Here is an 18,691-nt window from a genome sequence, read left to right as displayed (position 1 = left end):
TGACGCCCGAAGAGCCCTCCGGTTCTTCGGGCGTTGCTTTTCAGCGGCGGGCGATCAGGAGCTGGTGGGTGTCGGGCCAGTCGATCGGGTCGCCGGTGGCGGTCGTGATCGCGGCGACCGGCGCGATCCGGTGGGTGATCACCCAGTCGTTGCGCCACGGCTTCGAGGCCGGGTCGATGCTGAAACCGGCCTGCTCGGCGACCGCGGACCAGCCGGCGAAGTTCAGGCCGCAGAACTGCTCGTGGGTTTCGCTGAGCCAGTTGTCGACGTAGTCCTTGCGGGTCAGGAAGTCCATCGCGTCGGCCAGCCGCAGGACCAGCTTGCCGGCGCGTTCGGCGTACGCGAACGGCACCTTCGCGTTCCGCCGGAAGTCGTGCGCGAACTGGAAGAACCGTGCCCTGGTTGACAATCCGGCAACGTACGCGGCCGGATCGTGCAGCGCCTCCAACTCGGTGACATCGTCCGGGTTGGCCCCGTCGCTGTCGTCGAGAGCCAGTACTACGGGGCGCTCGGGCTCGGCCGGTCCGCAGACGTCGGAGTTGACCCATACGCCACCGGGAGCCGTGTGTGCGTAGACGGCGTCGGCGAAGCGCTGGACCGTCGCGGGTCGCGAGCCGTCGGCGTACGACCAGATCTCGTGGGTCAGTGCCAGCGTCAGGGTGGTGTCGATCGACCTCGGTGGGAAGACGGCCGAGCCGAGCATGTTGCGCTGGTAGAAGTACACGTTCGGGTTGTGGAAGAGGCCCTGTTCCTTCTTGTGCACGCATTCGGCGTACAGGTGACGGGCCACCTCGACGCCGATCAGGTCGGACTCGTGGAAGCGCGGGTCCGCGTCGATGAGTTGCAGGGTGGCGCCGGTCGCGCAACCGATGTCGAGGATCCGGCCGGGACGGACGAAGTCCTTGATCTGCAGCCATTTCCGGTCGGCCGCGGTCTCGAAGGCATCGGCGTAGGTCTTGTAGTCGCGCGTCGTGGTGAGTCCGCCGTCGTCGCCGACGACCGGGTCGTTGACGCAGCGCCGGATGTGCGCGTCGAGCGCGTACCGGTCGAAAACGTCAACGGTGCTTGGGTCCGCGAGGTCCCGCCACCCGTCGTTGCCCTCGGCAATCATGAGCAGGACGTCCCACGGCCGCGGTTCGCCCGGCGGCTCGACGTCGATCACCTGGTAGCCGAGTTGCTCGTAGAGCTTGGCGACCTCGGGCGTCGAACACGCGACCACGGTGTTGGCCGGGTCGAGCTGCACTTGGTCGTCGGTGCCGGCCTCGATCGCCTTGATCGTGACATCGGCGAAGTCGTCTGTCGGTGGGGTGTCGGTCACGCCGATCACCAGCGACCGAAGGCCGTTCTGGAGGCTGAAGCGTTCGATCGCGGCCTCGCGCCGGTGGTACGGAACGGGATTTCGCTTGGTGGTGTGGTGATTCGCCGACGTCACGGCCCAGACCACCGTGCGATCTTGTTCTTTGAGGAAGGCGGCCTGAAACCGGGTCAGGACGTGATGCCGGCCAGGAAAAAGCAGGTACATTCAGTCGCTCTCGCTCGTGATGTCGGGGTGCGCGTCGACGTCGGTGCGCTCGCGGATCACGTACGTCGGGCGGCCCATCGAGCCGGAGTGCAGGCGTCCGACGTACTCGCCGAGAACGCCGAGCGCGAGCATCTGGGCACCGGAGAACAGGGCAACCATCGAGGCGATCGTGGTGAAACCGGCCACGGTCGTTGCGCCCGCGACGTACTTGTAGATGATCAGGCCGAACAGGCCGACCCCGAACACCGCACAGATGAAGCCGAGGTAGCCGACCAGCCGCAGCGGCTCGGTGGAGTAGCCGGTGATCAGGGTGAGCGCGTGTTTGACCAGCATCCAGGTCGTGTAGTTCGACTTGCCCTCGGCGCGATCCTCCATCCGCACAGTGGTCTGCGCGATCCGGGTGGTCGACCACGACAACGCCACGTCGACCGACGCGTGCGGGCCGTCCAGCCCGTCGAAACCGTCGCGCAGGAAGGTCCGGAAGGCCCGGAAGGCGCTGATGGACCGGGCGCCCTTCACCGACAGCGTGGCAGACATCGCCCCCTTGACCAGCCGGGAGGCGAAGCTGCGCAGTACGCCGTGCTCCTCCTCGACCGGTACGCCGTAGACCAGGTCGACGTCGTCGGTGAGGGCCCGGAGCAGGACCGGGACCTGGTCGGCGGGGTGCTGCAGGTCGTCATCCATCGTGATGACCACCTCGTACCGCGCGTTTCGCACGCCGGCGATCAAAGCGTTGTGCTGGCCGTAGTTGCGGGCCAGCCGCATGGCCCGGGTCTTGGCGTACTTGTTCGACAGTTCGCTGGCGACCTGCCAGGTGTCGTCCGGGCTGCCGTCGACGACCAGGATGATCTCGTAGCCGGATGTCACGTCGGGTAAGACCTGGGTCAGATTCTCGACGAGGCGCGGCAGCGTGGCTGCCGACCGGTAACATGGCACGACGACGGAGACGAACACTGCTGGCCCTTCTGCTGGTGACACAGGCGCGGGGGAGGCGGTCACGGCGGTTCCGCCGCTGCGATTGTTCCACGTCTTCGAACTGCCCTTATTCTTCCACCGACCAGAAGAGGTCCTGCCATTTCTGTCGCTCAGCTCGGCCCCAAGCCCGCCGCGAGCAAGCTCGCGAAGGTCGCCGGGGACCACCGGGTCCGCTACCTGATCGTCGGCGTCGGCACGAATGTCTTGTACTTCGGCCTGTTCTGGCTCGGCTGGCACTTCCTCCAGCACTCGATCCCGTACCTCGCGGTCACCGCGGCGGCGAACTTCACCACCGCCCTGATCGTCTACCCGCTGTACCGCGACTTCGTCTTCGGCTCCACCTCGGCCGGCTGGATCCGCGGTTTCGCCAAGTTCTACACGGTCTACCTGTTCGGCCTCGGCTGCTCCCTGCTCGGCATGCCGCTGCTGATCGAGGTCTTCGGCCTCCCGGTCCTCCTCGCCCAGGCCCTCGTCATCGGCGCCGTCCCGGTCGCCTCCTACCTCCTCCACAACTTCTGGACCTTCCGCGACAAATCCCACAACTAGAAGATGCGCAGACCGCCACTCAAGTTGTCCGCCTCGGTCCTCTTTCTTGCTCTCCCTCCGCGCAGCAGGACAGGTTCCCGAAGGCGTCGTCTCGCGATCACGGCCGCGGTCTGCGCGGCCGGTCTCGTCCTCATCGCCTGCGATCCACCTGCGAACACCGAGGTGGGGCGGACGTCGCCTCCGGTGCCCAACTCTTCGGCGCCGCCCAGCACGCCTCCGGTGTCGATCAGCTACCGGTACGACGTCTTCCAGCTGGCCAAAGCTGTGCCTACCAGCTACCACGGCCACGATCTGGACCCGGATACCTACATCTTCTTCCCGAATCTGACAGCGACGCGTCGTCCTGATCCGCTGGCCGGGCGGAGGATCGCCCCCGAGGAGTGTCGCTCGGCTGTGCGGGGGTTGGGTTTGCTGAACTGGGACGGAATACCGTCGCAGACACCTGCCGCAGGAGGACAGGCGGATCTTGGTGGGCCCGACGCCTTCGTGAGTGTCGTCGTCGCTGAAGCGACAGGCGCTGTGGCGGACCGTTTCATGGCCCAGCTGCCCGACATCGACCCGGCGTGCGCAAGCATCAGATTCGACGACAGCAATGATCGTGCCTCTGTCAGCAAGCGATCTCTGCCCGGGCTCGGGGATCGATCGACGTACCTCGTGCGTAGCTATCCGCGGGCCGGGAAGCCGTGGACGGAGCGGATCCTGCTCTACCGAACTCCGCGCTACGTGGTGGAGACGGTCTTGTATGCGCCGTCCGGTCCGGAGGCGGACTTCCTGGTTTTCTCCCGGCAGGCGTGGGATCTGGCTGCTGCGAAGCTGACATGAAACAGGCCCGGCGATCGTCGCCGGGCCTGTTCAGCTGCTGAGGCTCAGAGGACGTCCCAGGTGAGGGGGGTGCCGGCTACTGCGTCGACGCGGAATTCGCGGCCTTCGACGGAAGTGAAGGCGTCGGGGGCGAGGCCGCCGGCGGGGCGGACGGAGCGGACGTTGTCGGCGGCCACCTTTTCACCGGCCTTGACGTCGCGGGTGATGTAGAGCGAGCGGCGGAAGCGGAGCACGTTCTGCTCGGCCTGCTTCGGGCCGACGATCGGCTCACCGAGGGCCTGCTGGGCGACCTTGGTGCCCTCGACCAGCAGCTTCACCTCGGCCGGTTCCAGCGAGAACGCCGAGTCGACGCCGCCGTCGGCGCGGGACAGCGTGACATGCTTCTCGATCACCGTCGCGCCGAGCGCCACGGCCGCGATCGAGGCGCCGATCCCCATCGTGTGGTCGGACAGGCCGATCTGGACGCCGAGAGCGTCCCGCAGTACCGGGATCGAGCGGAGGTTCGACTGGTCGGCCGGCGCCGGGTAGCTCGCCGTACAGGACAGCACGATGATCTGCTCGTTACCGGTGGACCGGGCCGCGCGAACCGCCGCGTCGATGTCCATCAGCGTCGCCGAACCGGTCGAGATGATGATCGGCTTGCCGGTCTCGGCCATCCCGCGCACCAGCGGCAGGTCGCCGATCTCGTTGGAGGCGACCTTGTACGCCGGGACGTTCAGCTTCTCCAGGAAGTCGATCGCGGTCGGGTCGAACGGCGACGAGAACGCCAGCATGCCGAGCGAGTTGGCCAGCTCGAACAGCGGCTCGTGCCACTCCCACGGCGTGTGCGCCTCCTGGTACAGGTCGTACAGCCGGGCGCCGCCCCACAGCTCGTGCTCCGACGGCAGCCGGAACGCCGGCAGGTCGACGTCGAGCGTGATCGTGTCGGCGGTGTACGTCTGCAGCTTCAGCGCCTGGACACCGGTCTCGCCCATCGCGCGGACGATGTCCTTGGCCCGCTCGAGGTCGCCGTTGTGGTTGCCGGACATCTCCGCGATGATGAACGGCTGGTGGTCCGGGCCGACCGGGACGTCGCCGAAGTTGATGGTCTTGCTGGCACTCATGAGGTTCAGTTTCCCTTCGGCTTCCGCCGGTTGTCTTTGTGCAGGCTGATCGGGAACACGGTGATCTCGCGGCCGTCGGCGTACCGGGTCTCCGGTTCACCTTCGACGAAGCGGAACCGCCGGTTCATCTGCCGGACCACGGCGTTGTGCTCGAGCACCTCACCGTGCAGCTCGTCCAGGCCGAGCTCGTCGAACGCGTAGTTGGTGGCGTCCTTCATGACCTCGATCCACGCGGGCAGCGTCTCGCCGCGCTCGGCCAGGCCCTCGGCGTCCAGGAAGAAGCCCCAGGCGCCGGTCCTGGGCTCGGTCTCGAGTTCCAGGTCGAAGAAGTTCACCACTCCGGCGGTGACCCCGTCGCGTTCGTAGATCAGCACCCGCCGGGTCGGGTCGACGCTGGCCTTTGCCCACCAGGCCGCGTGCTCGTCGGGCGAGATCTCGTGGGCGTTGACGCTGACCTCGCGGTTGGGCTCCTGGTTGCGCAGCACCCGGATGATGTCGACGTCGCCGTCGGTGGCCGTACGCAGCACTTTCCCGCCCTCTCGGTCCCTGGTTGATCCGGTCCCCACGGTACTGGCTGGCCCCGGCGACCAGCCATTCACCTGCCAGACAGCTACCGCATCGGGTCATCACCGGATCGAATCGCCGGCCGCAACCTCTTCTGCTCGGAGCCCGGGCGTGTAACTATTTTTCCGACTTCATCTATGGATCGGTCGGAGAGTGACATGAGTGTGATGCGGATCGTCGGCGTCCTCGGCGCGACAGCGGGCCTCGTCTTCGGCGCCCTCCCTGCGTCAGCCCGTACTGCGGGCGCCCTGCCGGCAGAGGCCGAGGCGGCCTGCGCTGCTAATCCCAGTACGCCGCTACGCCAGTTCCGGGCGACCTGGGTCTCCTCGGTGGTGAACATCGACTGGCCGTCGAGAACGGGGCTCACAGCGGCCCAGCAGCAGGCCGAGCTCGTCGGCTGGTTCGACGACGCTGTCCGCCAGCATCACAACGCCGTAGTACTGCAAGTACGCCCCACCGCCGACGCCTTCTGGCCGTCGAAGGTGGAGCCGTGGTCGCGCTATCTGACCGGCGTACAAGGTGGGGACCCCGGCTACGACCCGCTCGCCTTCGCAGTCGCCGAGGCGCACAAGCGGAACCTCGAGCTGCACGCGTGGTTCAACCCGTACCGCGTATCGATGAACACCGACCTCAGCGCACTCGTCCCCGAGCACCCCGCGAGGCAGCACCCGGACTGGGTCCTCCCGTACGGCGGCAAGCTCTACTACAACCCGGGGATCCCAGCGGTCCGCAAGCTGGTCGAGGACGCCATCATGGACGCGGTGTCGAACTACGACATCGACGGCGTCCACTTCGACGACTACTTCTACCCCTACCCGGTGGCAGGGCAGGTCTTCGACGACGCGGCCACCTACGCGCAGTACGGCGGCGGTATCCCGACGCTGGCCGAATGGCGGCGGAACAACATCAACCTGCTGATCCAGGAGCTCCAGCATCGGATCAAGGCGGCCAAGCCGTGGGTGAAGTTCGGCATCTCCCCGTTCGCGGTCTGGCGGAACAAGGCGACCGACCCGCTCGGTTCGGACACCACCGCAGGGGTCCAGACGTACGACGACCTCGCGGCGGACACCCGGCGCTGGGTCCGCGAGGAGTGGATCGACTACATCGTCCCGCAGGTGTACTGGGCCGGCGGCTTCGCTCCGGCCGACTACAACAAGATCGTGCCCTGGTGGGCCGAGCAGGTCCGCGGTACCGACGTACACCTCTACATCGGCCAGGCCACCTACAAGGTGGGTACGTCGACGCAGTCGCCCGACTGGTCCGACCCGGCCGAGCTGAGTGACCATTTGGCCTTCAATGCAACGGTTCCCGAGGTCAAGGGCGACATCTACTTCTCCGCCAAGGATGTCCGCGCCGACCGCCTCGGTGCGACCACGCTGCTGAACAGCAACTGGTACACGCGTCCCGCGCTGATCCCGCCGATGCCACACCTCGACTCCCGCCCGCCGCTCCCCGTCCACGCGGTGAAGGCGAGCAACACCACCACCGGCGTACGCCTGCAGTGGCGCCCGACCTCAGCCGACACCACGTCGTACGCGATCTACCGCCGCGACCTCACCGCCGGCGATTGGTGCCCCGACAACGACGCCCGCAACCTCCTCGCCACCCAGCGAACCACCACCTACACAGACCCCACCGCCGTCCCCGGCCACCACTACCTCTACACAATCACCGCCCTGGACCGCACCTGGAACCAGAGCCTCCCGATCCCCGCGATCAGTTAAGAGAGATTCCTGCCAACGGTCGTCTGCAAGTCCTGCTATCGGTAGTGCTCAGATCCTGCTAAAGGTAGTCTGACAAGTCTGCTAATGGTAGTTTAGGGTGATGAGCGACTATCAGCTGCGGGTTGTCGACGCGGAGCTGGATGAGCTGTTGGGTGGGCTGCCGGCGATCACCTTGGACGGACCCAAGGGAGTCGGCAAGACCGAGACGGCTCTTCGCCGCGCTCGAAGCGTGTTCGAACTCGACAATCCAGCGCAGCGGTTGCTGCTCGAAGCCGATCCGGGGCGACTGGCACGGGCTGACCCACCGGTCCTCGTGGACGAGTGGCAGTTGCATCCACCAGTCTGGGATCTGGTTCGCCGTAGTGTCGACCGGCAGGCCGAGCCCGGTCGGTTCCTGCTGACCGGCAGCGCGAGCCCGGTCACCTCGCCGACCCACTCGGGTGCGGGCCGCATCGTGCGGCTACGGATGCGGCCGATGGCCCTGTCGGAACGCGGACTCGAGCAGCCGACCGTGAGCCTTAGGCGGCTGCTGTCCGGCGATCAGGCGGAGATCAGCGGACGAACTGAACTGACGCTGCCGGTCTATGCCGAAGAGATCGTCAGGTCCGGTTTTCCCGGGATCAGGAACCTGCCGGCTCGTGCCCGGCGCGCGCAGCTGTCCGGATATCTGGACCGAATCGTCGAGCGGGATTTCCCCGAGCAAGGGCATCTCGTTCGGCGGCCGGGCGTTCTCCGCGCCTGGTTGGCCGCGTACGCCGCCGCGACGGCCACCACCACGTCGTACACCGCGATCCTCGACGCCGCGACAGCAGGCGACACCGACAAGCCGGCCAAGACGACGACCATCGCCTATCGGGATGTGCTCAGCCAGTTGTGGTTGGTCGATCCCGTCCAGGCATGGCTGCCGACCCGCAATCAGCTCAACAGGCTGGGTGCCGCTCCGAAACACCATCTGGCTGACCCTGCGCTCGCGGCGGCTCTGCTTGGAGCGGACTCGCAAGCATTGCTGGATGATTCGATAGGCAACCGTCCGATGGTTCGGGACGGAGTCCTGCTCGGACAGCTGTTCGAATCGCTGGTAACTCTTGATCTACAGGTCTATGCCCAGGCTGCTGAGGCGAATGTCCGGCATCTGCGCACTCGCAACGGGGATCACGAGGTCGACCTCATCATCGAGCGTCCGGACCAGCGGGTGCTCGCGATCGAGGTGAAGCTCACCCCGTTCATCACCGATGACGATGTCAAGCATCTGCTGTGGCTGAAGGAGAAGATCGGCAGCGACCTGCTGGATTCGGTGGTGATCTGTAGCGGATCGGAAGCTTATCGGCGCCGCGACGGCATTGCAGTGGTGCCGGCGGCCCTGCTGGGACCGTAGCGACTCACTGACCGGCGGGTGGGGTCGGGCGGAGTTGGTAGACGCTGACTGTGCCGGAGTGGAATCTCAGTTCGGCCAGTTTGCTGAGGGTGTCCGGGATGGGGTTGACGCGGGAGTCGGCGAAGAGCCAGTTGACGCCGTACTTCGTGTGTAGGGTCGCCAGGCCTTCTCGGGTCGGGGTGGTGAAGGCGGCGTCGTTCAGGCGGAGCTTCTCCTGGTCCCAGAACGGGCTGTAGAGCGCTTCGCTCGAGGTGTCGGCGTGGTTGTTGGCCTTGGCCGTGTACGCCCAGCCTTCGACGAGGACGCGGCGCTCCGCATAGCCGGGGATCCAGAACGAGCCGCTGTGGCATCTCTGGTCCGCCCGCTTGCCCACGGACAGGCCGCCACCGGCGACCGTACTGGTCGGTCGATGGCAATGGATGTTGGTGGCGATCAGCTCGTCGGGTCCCGACTGCCGCCGGATGAAGCGCGCCGCCTCGATCCCACCCGGAGCAATGGACTCGTACGTCGAACCGCCGGGATTCGCGAATCTCTGCAGGCTCGCGATCGTCGGCGACACGGTCAGCCCGAGCAGAGCCGCCACCGCGATCGCCGCCCAGGTCCGGCCCGATCCGCGGAACACCAGACCGAGTACGACGATGCCGACGGCAACGACTATCAGTGCTGTGAGCAACGGTTCGGCGAAGATCCGGTCCAGGCAACCGGTGTCCCGGCAGCTTCGGATCAGACCGCCGTCCAACCGTGATCTGGCGTAGTAAATAGCGGCGACGCCGAGGGCCAGGGCCGGCCCGACCGCGAGATAGAGCCGACGGTCGAGCGACGCCAGTCCCCAGGTGGCGATCAGAACCCCGTAGATGAAGGCGTTCCGGGCGAAGAAGACCTGGGCCTGGGCGAACTGGTACAAGATCGAGGCGGCCCCGATCGCGAGGACGAAGCCGGCCACCAGGAACACCGCCATCGGGTCGCGCGGGATCCGGCGGCGGATCAGCAGCGCGCCGACGACCGGCATCAGCCAGCCGACGACGATCGCCGCCGAGACGATCACCAGCACCGATCGACCCGGCCGCACGTCGGGGGCGAGGCCGACGGTCATCCCTTGCAGCATCGACCGGAAGGTCCCGGCCGGCTTGATCGCCATCCCCTGGCTCGCGCCGCGCACGATCAGCAGGAAGTTGACTCCGTAGCCGATGACGGCCAGTACGGCGAGGACGAGTGTGCGCAGGTTGACCCGCCGCGCGCGCACCGATAGGTAGATCCACGCGGCGGGCAGCCCAGCGGCGTACACGGGCAGTTCGGTGGCCTTGGCGACTGAGAGGACAGCGATGAGCACGGCTGCGACGAGGAAGAGCCCCGCCAAGCGGCCACGGGTGTGCTCACGTTTCCGGCGCAGGATGAGCGCGGTGACCGCGATCAGCGGCAGCATCAGCACGGTGGAGAACGCCTGGGTCGGACTGATCATCTGGCCCATCGAGAGCGGGCTGTCGTTGTAGAGAGTGTTGGTCGTCGTCCACGCCCACGGCGACAGGTCGCCGGCCATCACCGTCAGCGCTGCCGCGATCGGCGCCGCTACGGCCCGGCCGGTCAGCACCATGCCGACTGCCGCAGCGCCGAGTGCTGTGAGCAGGATGAACGCGAACGGGACGATCCGCTGGGTCAGGACGTCGAGCTCGATCCCGGTGATCCAGTGCGCGGAAGCGATGTGGTTGTAGACCATCCAGTGGTAGGTGAGCGGTTCACCGGCCACATATGGCACCTGCGGTGGGAAGTGATGGGTCAGCTCGGCCGCAAGGGACAGCTGGTACGGCGAGTCGGAGTTGGGCCTGAGGGCGGCCGGTCCGTCGAGCGCGATGAGCCTGGAGCCGATCCGGATGAACCAGGCGGACACGACGCCGACGGAGACCATCACCCCGGCGACAGCCCACCACGGGGTCGGCCGATCGGTCTCCTTCCGCCGCGGCAGCGCCAGCACCATTCCGAGCGCCAGAGCCGGCATGACCAAGGCGAGCAGCGGGATGTCGAGCCAGCGTCCCAGTGGGTAGATCAGCGCTTCGCACGCGAGACCGAACGTCGTACCGAGGACTGCGTCGACTGCGAACCAGCCCGTGCCGCCGGTGAGCCGCCGCCAGAACAGCGTGCCGGGGACGGCGATCACGAACAGCAGATAACCGAGGTAGGCGGCGGGCATCCAGGCAGGTTGTGCCTGAAGCCCGGCGAACCAGCCCAGCGGCAGCACCGGCACGCTCGCCAGTGCCGCGATCACCGCGGCCCGCCCGCCCTTGTTCACCCCTGGTCCCTTCTGTCCACGTCCTACCTACTCAATCAAGAGGACCTTCGGTGGCAGAAAGTTCCCAACCCTTCGGGATGACAGGTCGATCGATACGAGCTGTTTACCGCGCGCGCCGTTCTTCTTACACTGAGTAGGCGACTCCCTCCAATCTGTCACGCACAGCACCGGGAGGCACCTTGTTGATCAGCCAGCACATCGAAGGCATGCCGGTCGAGGAACTGTTGCTCGCCGCCATCGCCACCGCCACTCCCGTGATCGCCCTGATCGGCTGGGAGATCCGCGACCGCCTCCGCCGGTTCAGATCGGCTCTGCGCCGTACCGAGGCTGCCGACCAGCAACCGGCCCCCGAAACCCCCTGAGCGGGGCCCGGTCAGTGACCTGGACCACCACCGTCCTGCCGCGAAGTCGGACGACGACGCGGGAGCCGCTAGGCTCTGGCGTCATGAGTGAGTTGACGCGCGCGCAGATCCGGGACCTGATGGGCGAGGTGATGAAGGCGCAGGGCAAGACGCTGCCGAGTGACGACGGCGCGGACCTGCGTGAGATCGGCTTCCGGTCGCTGGACTTCTCCGAGCTGGCCCTGCGGGTCGAGGACGAGATCGGCGACGAGCTGAACTTCGACGCCCCCGGCCTGCGGCAGATCGCCAAGGTCGGTGACGTCCTCGACTTCATCGAGCAGCTTCAGTCGGCGTGACCGCCAAGCGTCGTACGACCGCCTTGATCGGTGACGACAACCGTGTCGTCGTCGGTGGCAAGACGCTGACCTGGCGGACTCTGCACAAGCTGCCGCAGCTGCCCTCGCCGGCAGCTGTCCTGGTGGACAACGGCGCCGATGCGCTCGCGGCCGTGCGGCATCACGCCGTGCACGGCACCGAACTGCTGGTCGCCACCTCGTCGCGGGTCGACCTCGCGATGCGCGAGGAGCTGGGCGAGTCCGGCTTCGCGGTGGTGATCGCGAATGGCGACGAGCACTCCGTCACCCCGGCGAAACTCAAGCGGGTGGAGGAATCAGGCCGCGTCTGGCTGCTCACCTCCGGCTCGACCGGCCGGCCCAAGCGGATCGGCCACACGCTCGAGTCGCTGACGACCGTTCGCGGTCAGCAGCAGCCGCGCACCTGGCTAGTGCCGTACTCCCCGGGCACCTACGCCTGGTGGCAGGTCATCACGATCTCGCTCACCCAGGCCGACCAGGGCCTGGTCGTGATCGAGCCTTCGGAGCTGGAGACGTGGCCCGCCATCGCGGCCGAGCACGGCGTCACGGCGGCCTCCGGTACGCCGACCTTCTGGCGGCAGACGATCTACCGCGACACCGAGGCGCTGGCCAAGGTTCCGCTGGAGCAGATCACCCTCGGCGGCGAGCCGGTCGACCAGGCGATCCTGGACCGGCTGCACGAGATCTTCCCCGAAGCCCGGATCTCCTGGATCTACGCCTCGTCGGAGGTCGGCGCCTCGATCGTCGTCCACGACGGCAAGGCGGGCTTCCCCAAGGCCTGGCTCGACCGAGACCCCGATCCGGAGGCCGAGCGGCCGATCCTGCACGTGGATGGTGACGAGCTGGTGATCAGCTCGCCGCACCACGGTGCCGGTCTCGAAGGCGCGCACCGGACCGGCGACCGGGTCGAGTTCGTCGACGACCGGGTGCTGATCACCGGCCGCCTCGACACCGACGAGATCAACGTCGGTGGGTCGAAGGTGTCGGCCGGCCTGGTCCGCAACGTGCTGATGGCCCACCCGGCTGTCGCGTGGGCGCGGGTGTTCGCCCGCAAGGCCCCGCTGGTCGGCCGGATGGTGGCCGCCGAGGTGGTCGTCGATCCCGACCTCGGGCCGATCACCGACGCCGACCTGGTGCAGTGGTGCACGAACCGGCTGCCGGACTACGGCGTACCGCGCCGGATCCGCTTCCTGGCCGAGATCCCCCAGAAGGAGACCCTGAAAAGCGATGTCTGAACCAACTCTGGTGCCGCCCTCGAAGGTGGTCCTCGTCTCCGGCGGGTCCAAGGGCCTCGGCCTGGCCTTCGTGAACGACCTGATCGACGCCGGCGTGAAGGTGGCCGCCTTCGCCCGCACGGTCACTCCTGAGCTGACCGCGCTCGCCGAGAAGTACCCCGACCAGGTGCACGTCGGCTCCGTCGACGTCACCGACGAGAAGGGCGCCCAGGCGTTCGTCAAGGAGGTCGAGGCCAAGCTCGGCCCGATCGACGGCCTGGTGAACAACGCCGCCGTCGGCCAGGATTCGCTGCACGTGCACACCTCGGCCGAGCAGATCGCCAACATCATCCACACGAACCTGACCGCGCCGCTGGTGCTGACCCGGTTCGTCCTGCGCCGGATGATGGCCAAGGGCCTCAAGGGCCGGATCGTGAACGTCACCTCGATCTGCGCCCAGCGCGGTTACCCGGGTTTGGTGGCGTACTCCGCGACCAAGGGCGGGATGGACTCCGCGACCCGCTCGATGGCCCGTGAACTCGGGGGCCGCGTGCTGGTCAACTCGGTCGCTCCCGGCTTCTTCGCCTCCGACATGTCCGCTGTGCTCGGCCAGACCCAGCTCGACCAGATCGTCCGGCGTACCCCGACCGGTCACCTGACCGAGCCGGAGGAGGTCGTTCCGGTGGTCCGGATGCTGCTGCTGGAGAACACCAACATCAACGGCCAGGTGCTCGTCATCGATGGTGCCGCCTCCATCTGAGCTCCTCGACTCGGCCGAGACTCACCTGCGAGTGGGATCGGCCGAGGAGATGGCCGACGCCGTCACCCGCTCGCACCTGCCCGACTTCCGCTGCGTCGGCTGGTACGGCGTACCGCCGGCCGGCTGGTCGGTCGCGATCGACGCCGAGTACGCCGACCAGGTGGTCCCCGCGCCGCTCGCGCGCCGGTTCGGGGACGAGGAGTTCTGGCAGCGGTGGACCCGGGCGGAGTGCCTCTGCAAACTCGCCGACGTCCCGATGCTCGCGTGGTGGCCCGAGCACGGCCTCGACGTACCGGCGGACTTCACCGGGCGATGGCGGACCCTCGAGCTGGGTCCGCTCATCGTCACGGTGGCGCTGGCCCCTACGCGGGCTTGATGTTCGCGTTCCGGTGGAACACGTTGTCCGGGTCGTAGGTCGTCTTGATCGCCGCGAGCCGGTCGTACTTCGCCCCGTACGAAGCACGCACCCGGTCGTCGGCACCTTCGTCGCTGATCGCGTTGACGTAGCTGCCGATACCGCGGCTGTGCGGCTGGAGAGCTGCGCAGAACGCCCGGTCCCATTCACGTTCCTGGTCGAGCAGGTCAGCGGTCGGACAGACTGCGACCACGAAGAGCGCGTAGCCCGGTGATCGGCTGCCACTGAAGGCGGTGGCGTCCTCGTCGACCTCCGAATATGCCTGGTCCAGCCGGTAGAACAGGATCACTGACATCGGCGACTGCTTGCGGGGCAGGTGATCGGTGATGACCTGGATCGCCTCGTCCGTGAGCTCGTCGAGGTAGGTGCCCTTGTCGTAGGTGTAGTGGCCCCAGGCGTTCGCTTCGTCCAGCAGTTGCTGCAACGCCGTGTACGGCATCGGACTCGCGAACTCGAACAGCGGCGGCAACGCCGTACGGAGCTGTGCCATCACCGCTTCGTGCTCCTCGGCCGCGCCGAAACCCGTGACCACCAAGGCGTAACCGGGTTTGAAGTGGTGCTCCTGCGCGACGAAGGGCGCGGGCGGCGCGTTCAGTCCCGCGATCACGATGTTCAGCTCGCGCGGCAGCGTCGCGATCACCTCGCGGGCCAGCCGCAGTACTTCGGTGCCTTGAGCAAGTTCCCAGAACAGCAAGCCGAACTGGACCATCGGCCCGACCTCGTGCAGCTGGAACTCGAACTCCGTGACCACGCCGAAGTTGCCGCCGCCGCCGCGCAGGGCCCACAACAGATCCGGGTTCTCGTCCTCGGCGGCGCGCCGGATCTGCCCGTCGGCCGTGACGACCTGAGCCGAGACCAGGTTGTCGATACTGAGTCCGTGCTTGCGGGCGAGCCAGCCCATCCCGCCGCCGAGCGTGAGGCCGCCGACGCCGGTATGGCTGACCATGCCGGCCGGCACGGCCAGACCGTACTCCTGGGTGGCCGCATCGAGGTCCGCGAGCAGCGCGCCACCACCCACTCGCGCCCGCTTCGCCTCGGGGTCGACCGTGACCTGGTTGAGCAGGCTCAGGTCGATCATCAGGCCGTCGTCCACGACGCTGTGGCCGCCGGGGCTGTGCGCACCGCCCCGGACGGCGATCTCCAGACCGTTGCGTACGGCGAAGGTGACGGCGGCCGCGACGTCCTCGGCGCTCCGGCATCGCGTGATCACGGTAGGTCGCCCGTCGATCGCCGCGTTCCAGAGTCGCCGGGCGTCGTCGTAGCCGGGATCGGCCGGGCCGAGCACCGGCCCGCCGATCATGGTTCTCAGGTCTTCGATGCCGCTGTCGGCAAGTTGGGTCATGAGTGGTCCTCCCCCTGGTTGGTCCAGCGTTTTCACCGTAGATCTGCTCCGACCACAGCGATAGCTTCCTGAGAGAGATAGTTGCCCTGATCCCTTAAACCAGCCTTAAGACCCGCTCGGGCGCTAACTCTGTGTGATGTAACCACCGACCTGGGTGGCCTGGACCCGGTCGGGACCTTCGACCAGGCGGTCGGCGAGGCCGCGCTGGAATTCCTGGAAGGCCGGCAGATCCTGCAGCCCGTCGCCGTCGGCGATGTGCAGGAAACTCACGCCGTCGTCCAGCCGGTAGCTGCTGTAACGCAGCCCGGCCGGTGCCTTGACCGCCAACTCTGCGAACACGTTCTCGATCAGCCGCTGATTCTCATCGGCCGCTTCCACCTTGGTCCGGTACCGGATCACCGAAGTACTCATCTCGCCCTCCATCTCAGTCGCTCTTACTTGTGCAGACCACGCCGGGCAGCGGAACTCATCGTGAACCCTGCGCATGACGTCAGAGGTAATCGTTCTTCCGCACCCTTTCGTCCGAAGCTGGTCCCAACCGACCGAAGGAGAGGCAACACCATGACGCACTACGCGATCGCCCACATGCGGAGCGTCCAGATGGGCGACGACATCGTCGAGTACCTGGAGCGCATCGACTCGACGCTGGCGCCTTTCGACGGCCATTTCATCGTGCACGGCGACGCGCCGGAGTCCGTCGAGGGGGAGTGGGTCGGGCACCTGGTCGTGATCGAGTTCCCCAGCTACGACCACGCCCGCGGCTGGTACGACTCCCCGGAGTACCAGAAGATCCTGCCGTTGCGGACGGAGAACTCCGACAGCGTCACGATGCTGGTGGCCGGAGTGGACCGCACTCACCGAGCCACCGACGTCCTCAGCTGACGAAGCGATGATTTCGGGTGCTCGCAGCTGTCTGTACCAGTGACTGCGAGTTTCTGGAGGAGCTGTGAGCAAGGAACGGACCACGGTCGAACAGCGTTGGGTGCTGGCGCTGACCTCGATCGGCTCGGTGATGGTCGCGCTCGACGTGCTGGTGGTGGCAGCGGCGCTGACCACGATCCGGCAGGACCTGGGCGCGACAATGGAACAACTCGAATGGACGGTGAACGCCTACAGCCTCAGCTTCGCCATGTTGCTGATGACTGCTGCCGCACTCGGCGACAGGCTGGGTCGGCGACGCACCTTCGCGGCCGGTCTCACGCTGTTCACGCTGGCGTCGGTCGGCTGCGCTCTGGCGACCTCGGTGCCGCTGCTGATCGCTGCCCGCGCTGTGCAGGGTGCCGGTGCGGCCGTGGTGATGCCACTGGCGATGGGGCTGCTCGGCGCCGCCTTCCCACCCGAACGCCGCGGCTGGGCGATCGGCATCTTCAGCGGCATCACAGGACTGGCTGTGCTCGGTGGCCCGATGATCGGCGGCGCTGTCACGGAAGGCCTCGCCTGGCAGTGGATCTTCTGGATCAACGTACCGGTCGGCCTCGTGGCAATTCCCATGGTACTACGGCGGATCCCGGAGAGCAGAGGTGCCGCGCGTCGACTGGACCCGCGCGGCGCGACCCTGATCACGCTGGCGGTGCTCGGGCTCGTCTGGGGTGTCGTGCGCGGCGCAGTAGCCGGCTGGTCGAGCCTTGAGGTAGTCGGCTCATTCGTTGCGGGAGCCCTGCTGCTGGGCGGGTTCCTGGCATGGGAGAAGCGTGCGGAGCAGCCCATGGTGCCGCTGAGCTTCTTCCGCAACCGGGCGTTCTCCGCCGGCAACGCGGCAGGCTTCTTCCTGTCGGCAGCCCTGTTCAGCGCGGTCTTCTTCGTCGCGCAGTTCATGCAGGCTGTGCTGGCCTCCGGGCCGCTCAAGGCCGGTCTGCAGCTAATGCCCTGGACCGCGACGCTCTTCGTGGTCGCACCCGTCGCCGGACGGCTGGTGGACCGCATCGGTGAGCGCCCGCTGGTGGTGACCGGTCTGCTGCTCAACGCGATCGGCATGGCTTGGATCGGCCTGGTCGCAGACCCGGGCGTGCGCTACGGCGCGCTGGTGGCTCCAATGATCGTCGCGGGTTGCGGCGTCTCCATGGCGATGCCGGCGGCGCAGAGCGCAGCCACCGGGTCGCTGCCGCGCGAAGCGGTGGGGATCGCCTCTGGGATCTACGGCATGATGCGGCAACTCGGTGGCGCGGTCGGTGTGGCCATACTGGCTGCTGTGTTCGCGACCAACGGCGGCTACGGCTCGCCGGCCCTGTTCAGTGCCGGCTTCACCCGGGCGCTGGTGGTCTGCGGCGTACTGTCGTTGGCCGGAGCTGCTGCCGGAGCGGGGATCGCGCGCCGGCGTACCGAACCTCCGTCGGTTCCTGCTCCGGCCCTGGTCGACAGCCTGGTTGAGGAGGTGGGATGAACCTGGAGGAGGAGTTCGCGCAGTACCGCGGTGAGCTGGTCGCCCACTGCTACCGGATGCTCGGGTCGCTGCACGATGCCGAGGACGCCGTGCAGGAGACCTACCTTCGCGCGTGGCGGGGCTTCGCCGACTTCGAGGGGCGTTCGTCGATCAAGACCTGGTTCTACCGGATCGCCACCCGCGTCTGCTTGAACGCCTTGCAGCACAGCAGTCGCCGGATGGTCCCGTCCGCACTGGGCGCTCCTGGTAGCGACCCGAACGACATAGTGCGCGAGGCACTCGAGGTCAGCTGGCTGGAGCCCTTTCCCGACCTGATGCTCAACGCGGATCCGGCCGCGGTCGTCGGGACCCGGCAGAGCCTTCGGCTGGCCATGGTCGCCGCGCTGCAGCACCTGCCACCGCGGCAGCGCGCAGTACTGGTACTACGGGACGTGCTGGCCTGGCCTGCTGGGGAGGTGGCCGAGTTCCTGGAGACGTCGACCGCTGCGGTGAACAGTTCGCTGCAGCGCGCTCGTGCCGAGATCGCCCGGCTCGCACCGGCCGAAGAAGAGTTCAGCGAACCGGAAGAACCCGTACGCCGTGCGCTGCTCGACCAGTACGCGACCGCGTTCGAGAAGGCCGATCTGGCCGCTCTGGAAGGCCTCCTGACCCAGGACACCCGCTGGGAGATGCCACCCATCCCGACCTGGTTCAACGGGCGCGCGGACGTACTACGGTTGCTCGAGGCAAGGGTCATCAAGGGCGAGGGCCTGCGGATCCTGGTGGAGACGTCGGCGAACGGGCAGCCCGCGTTCGCGTGGTACGTGCGCGGTCGCGACGACGTGTTCCATGCGCACTCCCTGTCGGTGCTGACGCTGACCAAGGCGGGGGTGTCGTCCGTCTTCTCCTTCCATCAGCCCGAGTTGTTCCCGTCGTTCGGGTTGCCGGTGAGCCGGTTGTCCACAGGCTGA

The 18,691-nt window shown here is 67.3% G+C and carries 19 protein-coding genes; 12 read left to right on the top strand and 7 right to left on the bottom strand.

Features of this window, described 5'->3' with window-relative positions:
* Positions 1 to 40: 40 nt before the first annotated feature.
* Together DIZ26_RS14570 and DIZ26_RS14565 are read right to left on the bottom strand one after the other, a co-directional pair.
* Entirely contained in the window at positions 41 to 1,444 is a 1,404-nt protein-coding gene (locus tag DIZ26_RS14570) for a class I SAM-dependent methyltransferase (RefSeq protein ID WP_232828344.1), read from the bottom strand.
* Positions 1,445 to 1,522: 78 nt separating this feature from the next.
* Complete coding sequence (locus DIZ26_RS14565) at positions 1,523 to 2,476, bottom strand: glycosyltransferase family 2 protein (protein ID WP_112241468.1); 954 nt, start codon at positions 2,474 to 2,476, stop codon at positions 1,523 to 1,525.
* Positions 2,477 to 2,539: 63 nt separating this feature from the next.
* Here DIZ26_RS14565 and DIZ26_RS14560 point away from each other — a divergent pair, with 63 nt between their 5' ends.
* Complete coding sequence (locus DIZ26_RS14560) at positions 2,540 to 3,043, top strand: GtrA family protein (protein WP_112241467.1); 504 nt, start codon at positions 2,540 to 2,542, stop codon at positions 3,041 to 3,043.
* Between the two features lie 219 nt (positions 3,044 to 3,262).
* Positions 3,263 to 3,865, top strand: coding sequence for a hypothetical protein (locus tag DIZ26_RS14555; RefSeq protein WP_112241465.1), 603 nt, complete (start codon positions 3,263 to 3,265; stop codon positions 3,863 to 3,865).
* A 44-nt stretch (positions 3,866 to 3,909) separates the two neighbouring features.
* On the opposite strand, the gene pseI is transcribed toward DIZ26_RS14555, so the two are convergent.
* Positions 3,910 to 4,968 (bottom strand): pseudaminic acid synthase, encoded by a 1,059-nt coding sequence (gene pseI, locus DIZ26_RS14550; protein ID WP_112241463.1) that lies wholly within the window; start codon positions 4,966 to 4,968, stop codon positions 3,910 to 3,912.
* 5 nt (positions 4,969 to 4,973) lie between these two features.
* Complete coding sequence (locus DIZ26_RS14545; RefSeq protein WP_112241461.1) at positions 4,974 to 5,495, bottom strand: GNAT family N-acetyltransferase; 522 nt, start codon at positions 5,493 to 5,495, stop codon at positions 4,974 to 4,976.
* 195 nt (positions 5,496 to 5,690) lie between these two features.
* On the opposite strand from DIZ26_RS14545, the gene DIZ26_RS14540 reads away from it, so the two are divergent.
* Together DIZ26_RS14540 and DIZ26_RS14535 are read left to right on the top strand one after the other, a co-directional pair.
* Positions 5,691 to 7,256 carry a glycoside hydrolase family 10 protein gene (locus tag DIZ26_RS14540; RefSeq protein WP_112241459.1) on the top strand — a complete coding sequence of 522 codons (1,566 nt, stop codon included), beginning with the start codon at positions 5,691 to 5,693 and terminating at the stop codon, positions 7,254 to 7,256.
* Positions 7,257 to 7,356: 100 nt separating this feature from the next.
* Positions 7,357 to 8,631, top strand: a complete 1,275-nt coding sequence (locus DIZ26_RS14535) for an ATP-binding protein (RefSeq protein WP_112241457.1) — start codon at positions 7,357 to 7,359, stop codon at positions 8,629 to 8,631.
* Between the two features lie 4 nt (positions 8,632 to 8,635).
* Here the strand turns inward: DIZ26_RS14535 and DIZ26_RS14530 are convergent, their stop codons facing one another.
* Positions 8,636 to 10,915, bottom strand: a complete 2,280-nt coding sequence (locus DIZ26_RS14530; protein WP_112241455.1) for a hypothetical protein — start codon at positions 10,913 to 10,915, stop codon at positions 8,636 to 8,638.
* 179 nt (positions 10,916 to 11,094) lie between these two features.
* Here DIZ26_RS14530 and DIZ26_RS14525 point away from each other — a divergent pair, with 179 nt between their 5' ends.
* The 5 genes from DIZ26_RS14525 (at position 11,095) to DIZ26_RS14505 (ending at position 13,980) form a co-directional block, all read left to right on the top strand.
* A complete protein-coding gene (locus DIZ26_RS14525; protein WP_112241453.1) occupies positions 11,095 to 11,277 on the top strand; it encodes a hypothetical protein in 183 nt (60 codons plus the stop codon).
* A gap of 83 nt (positions 11,278 to 11,360) precedes the next feature.
* On the top strand, positions 11,361 to 11,612 hold the full coding sequence (locus tag DIZ26_RS14520) for an acyl carrier protein (RefSeq protein WP_112241451.1): 252 nt from the start codon (positions 11,361 to 11,363) through the stop codon (positions 11,610 to 11,612).
* On the top strand, positions 11,609 to 12,865 hold the full coding sequence (locus DIZ26_RS14515) for an AMP-binding protein (protein ID WP_112241450.1): 1,257 nt from the start codon (positions 11,609 to 11,611) through the stop codon (positions 12,863 to 12,865). The genes DIZ26_RS14520 and DIZ26_RS14515 overlap by 4 nt, the downstream gene beginning before the upstream one ends.
* Positions 12,858 to 13,604 carry an SDR family NAD(P)-dependent oxidoreductase gene (locus DIZ26_RS14510; RefSeq protein WP_112241448.1) on the top strand — a complete coding sequence of 249 codons (747 nt, stop codon included), beginning with the start codon at positions 12,858 to 12,860 and terminating at the stop codon, positions 13,602 to 13,604. Before DIZ26_RS14515 ends, DIZ26_RS14510 begins: the two co-directional genes overlap by 8 nt.
* Complete coding sequence (locus DIZ26_RS14505) at positions 13,585 to 13,980, top strand: hypothetical protein (RefSeq protein ID WP_112241446.1); 396 nt, start codon at positions 13,585 to 13,587, stop codon at positions 13,978 to 13,980. The genes DIZ26_RS14510 and DIZ26_RS14505 overlap by 20 nt, the downstream gene beginning before the upstream one ends.
* On the opposite strand, the gene DIZ26_RS14500 is transcribed toward DIZ26_RS14505, so the two are convergent.
* Positions 13,967 to 15,361: an FAD-binding oxidoreductase gene (locus DIZ26_RS14500; protein WP_112241444.1), complete on the bottom strand. Its 1,395-nt coding sequence runs from the start codon at positions 15,359 to 15,361 to the stop codon at positions 13,967 to 13,969. The two genes, DIZ26_RS14505 and DIZ26_RS14500, sit on opposite strands and share 14 nt — an antisense overlap.
* Before the next feature lie 123 nt (positions 15,362 to 15,484).
* On the bottom strand, positions 15,485 to 15,772 hold the full coding sequence (locus DIZ26_RS14495; protein ID WP_112242113.1) for a hypothetical protein: 288 nt from the start codon (positions 15,770 to 15,772) through the stop codon (positions 15,485 to 15,487).
* A 150-nt stretch (positions 15,773 to 15,922) separates the two neighbouring features.
* On the opposite strand from DIZ26_RS14495, the gene DIZ26_RS14490 reads away from it, so the two are divergent.
* The 3 genes from DIZ26_RS14490 (at position 15,923) to DIZ26_RS14480 (ending at position 18,691) form a co-directional block, all read left to right on the top strand.
* Positions 15,923 to 16,243, top strand: a complete 321-nt coding sequence (locus DIZ26_RS14490; protein WP_112241442.1) for a DUF1330 domain-containing protein — start codon at positions 15,923 to 15,925, stop codon at positions 16,241 to 16,243.
* Positions 16,244 to 16,307: 64 nt separating this feature from the next.
* A complete protein-coding gene (locus tag DIZ26_RS14485) occupies positions 16,308 to 17,741 on the top strand; it encodes a DHA2 family efflux MFS transporter permease subunit (protein ID WP_112241440.1) in 1,434 nt (477 codons plus the stop codon).
* Positions 17,738 to 18,691 (top strand): sigma-70 family RNA polymerase sigma factor, encoded by a 954-nt coding sequence (locus DIZ26_RS14480; protein ID WP_112241438.1) that lies wholly within the window; start codon positions 17,738 to 17,740, stop codon positions 18,689 to 18,691. Before DIZ26_RS14485 ends, DIZ26_RS14480 begins: the two co-directional genes overlap by 4 nt.

The sequence above is a fragment of the Kribbella monticola genome (assembly GCF_003261635.1).
GTDB classification, from domain to species: domain Bacteria; phylum Actinomycetota; class Actinomycetes; order Propionibacteriales; family Kribbellaceae; genus Kribbella; species Kribbella monticola.
Note: the sequence above shows the minus strand (reverse complement) of the source record. Positions and strands in the feature narration are given on the sequence as shown.

Excerpts from the sequence above, each read along its gene's own strand:
- DIZ26_RS14540 (WP_112241459.1), top strand. The coding sequence starts at position 5,691 with ATGAGTGTGATGCGGATCGTCGGCGTCCTCGGCGCGACAGCGGGCCTC.
- DIZ26_RS14535 (WP_112241457.1), top strand. The coding sequence starts at position 7,357 with ATGAGCGACTATCAGCTGCGGGTTGTCGACGCGGAGCTGGATGAGCTG.
- DIZ26_RS14495 (WP_112242113.1), bottom strand. The coding sequence starts at position 15,772 with ATGAGTACTTCGGTGATCCGGTACCGGACCAAGGTGGAAGCGGCCGAT.
- DIZ26_RS14490 (WP_112241442.1), top strand. The coding sequence starts at position 15,923 with ATGACGCACTACGCGATCGCCCACATGCGGAGCGTCCAGATGGGCGAC.
- DIZ26_RS14520 (WP_112241451.1), top strand. The coding sequence starts at position 11,361 with ATGAGTGAGTTGACGCGCGCGCAGATCCGGGACCTGATGGGCGAGGTG.
- DIZ26_RS14480 (WP_112241438.1), top strand. The coding sequence starts at position 17,738 with ATGAACCTGGAGGAGGAGTTCGCGCAGTACCGCGGTGAGCTGGTCGCC.
- pseI (WP_112241463.1), bottom strand. The coding sequence starts at position 4,968 with ATGAGTGCCAGCAAGACCATCAACTTCGGCGACGTCCCGGTCGGCCCG.
- DIZ26_RS14505 (WP_112241446.1), top strand. The coding sequence starts at position 13,585 with ATGGTGCCGCCTCCATCTGAGCTCCTCGACTCGGCCGAGACTCACCTG.
- DIZ26_RS14500 (WP_112241444.1), bottom strand. The coding sequence starts at position 15,361 with ATGACCCAACTTGCCGACAGCGGCATCGAAGACCTGAGAACCATGATC.
- DIZ26_RS14510 (WP_112241448.1), top strand. The coding sequence starts at position 12,858 with ATGTCTGAACCAACTCTGGTGCCGCCCTCGAAGGTGGTCCTCGTCTCC.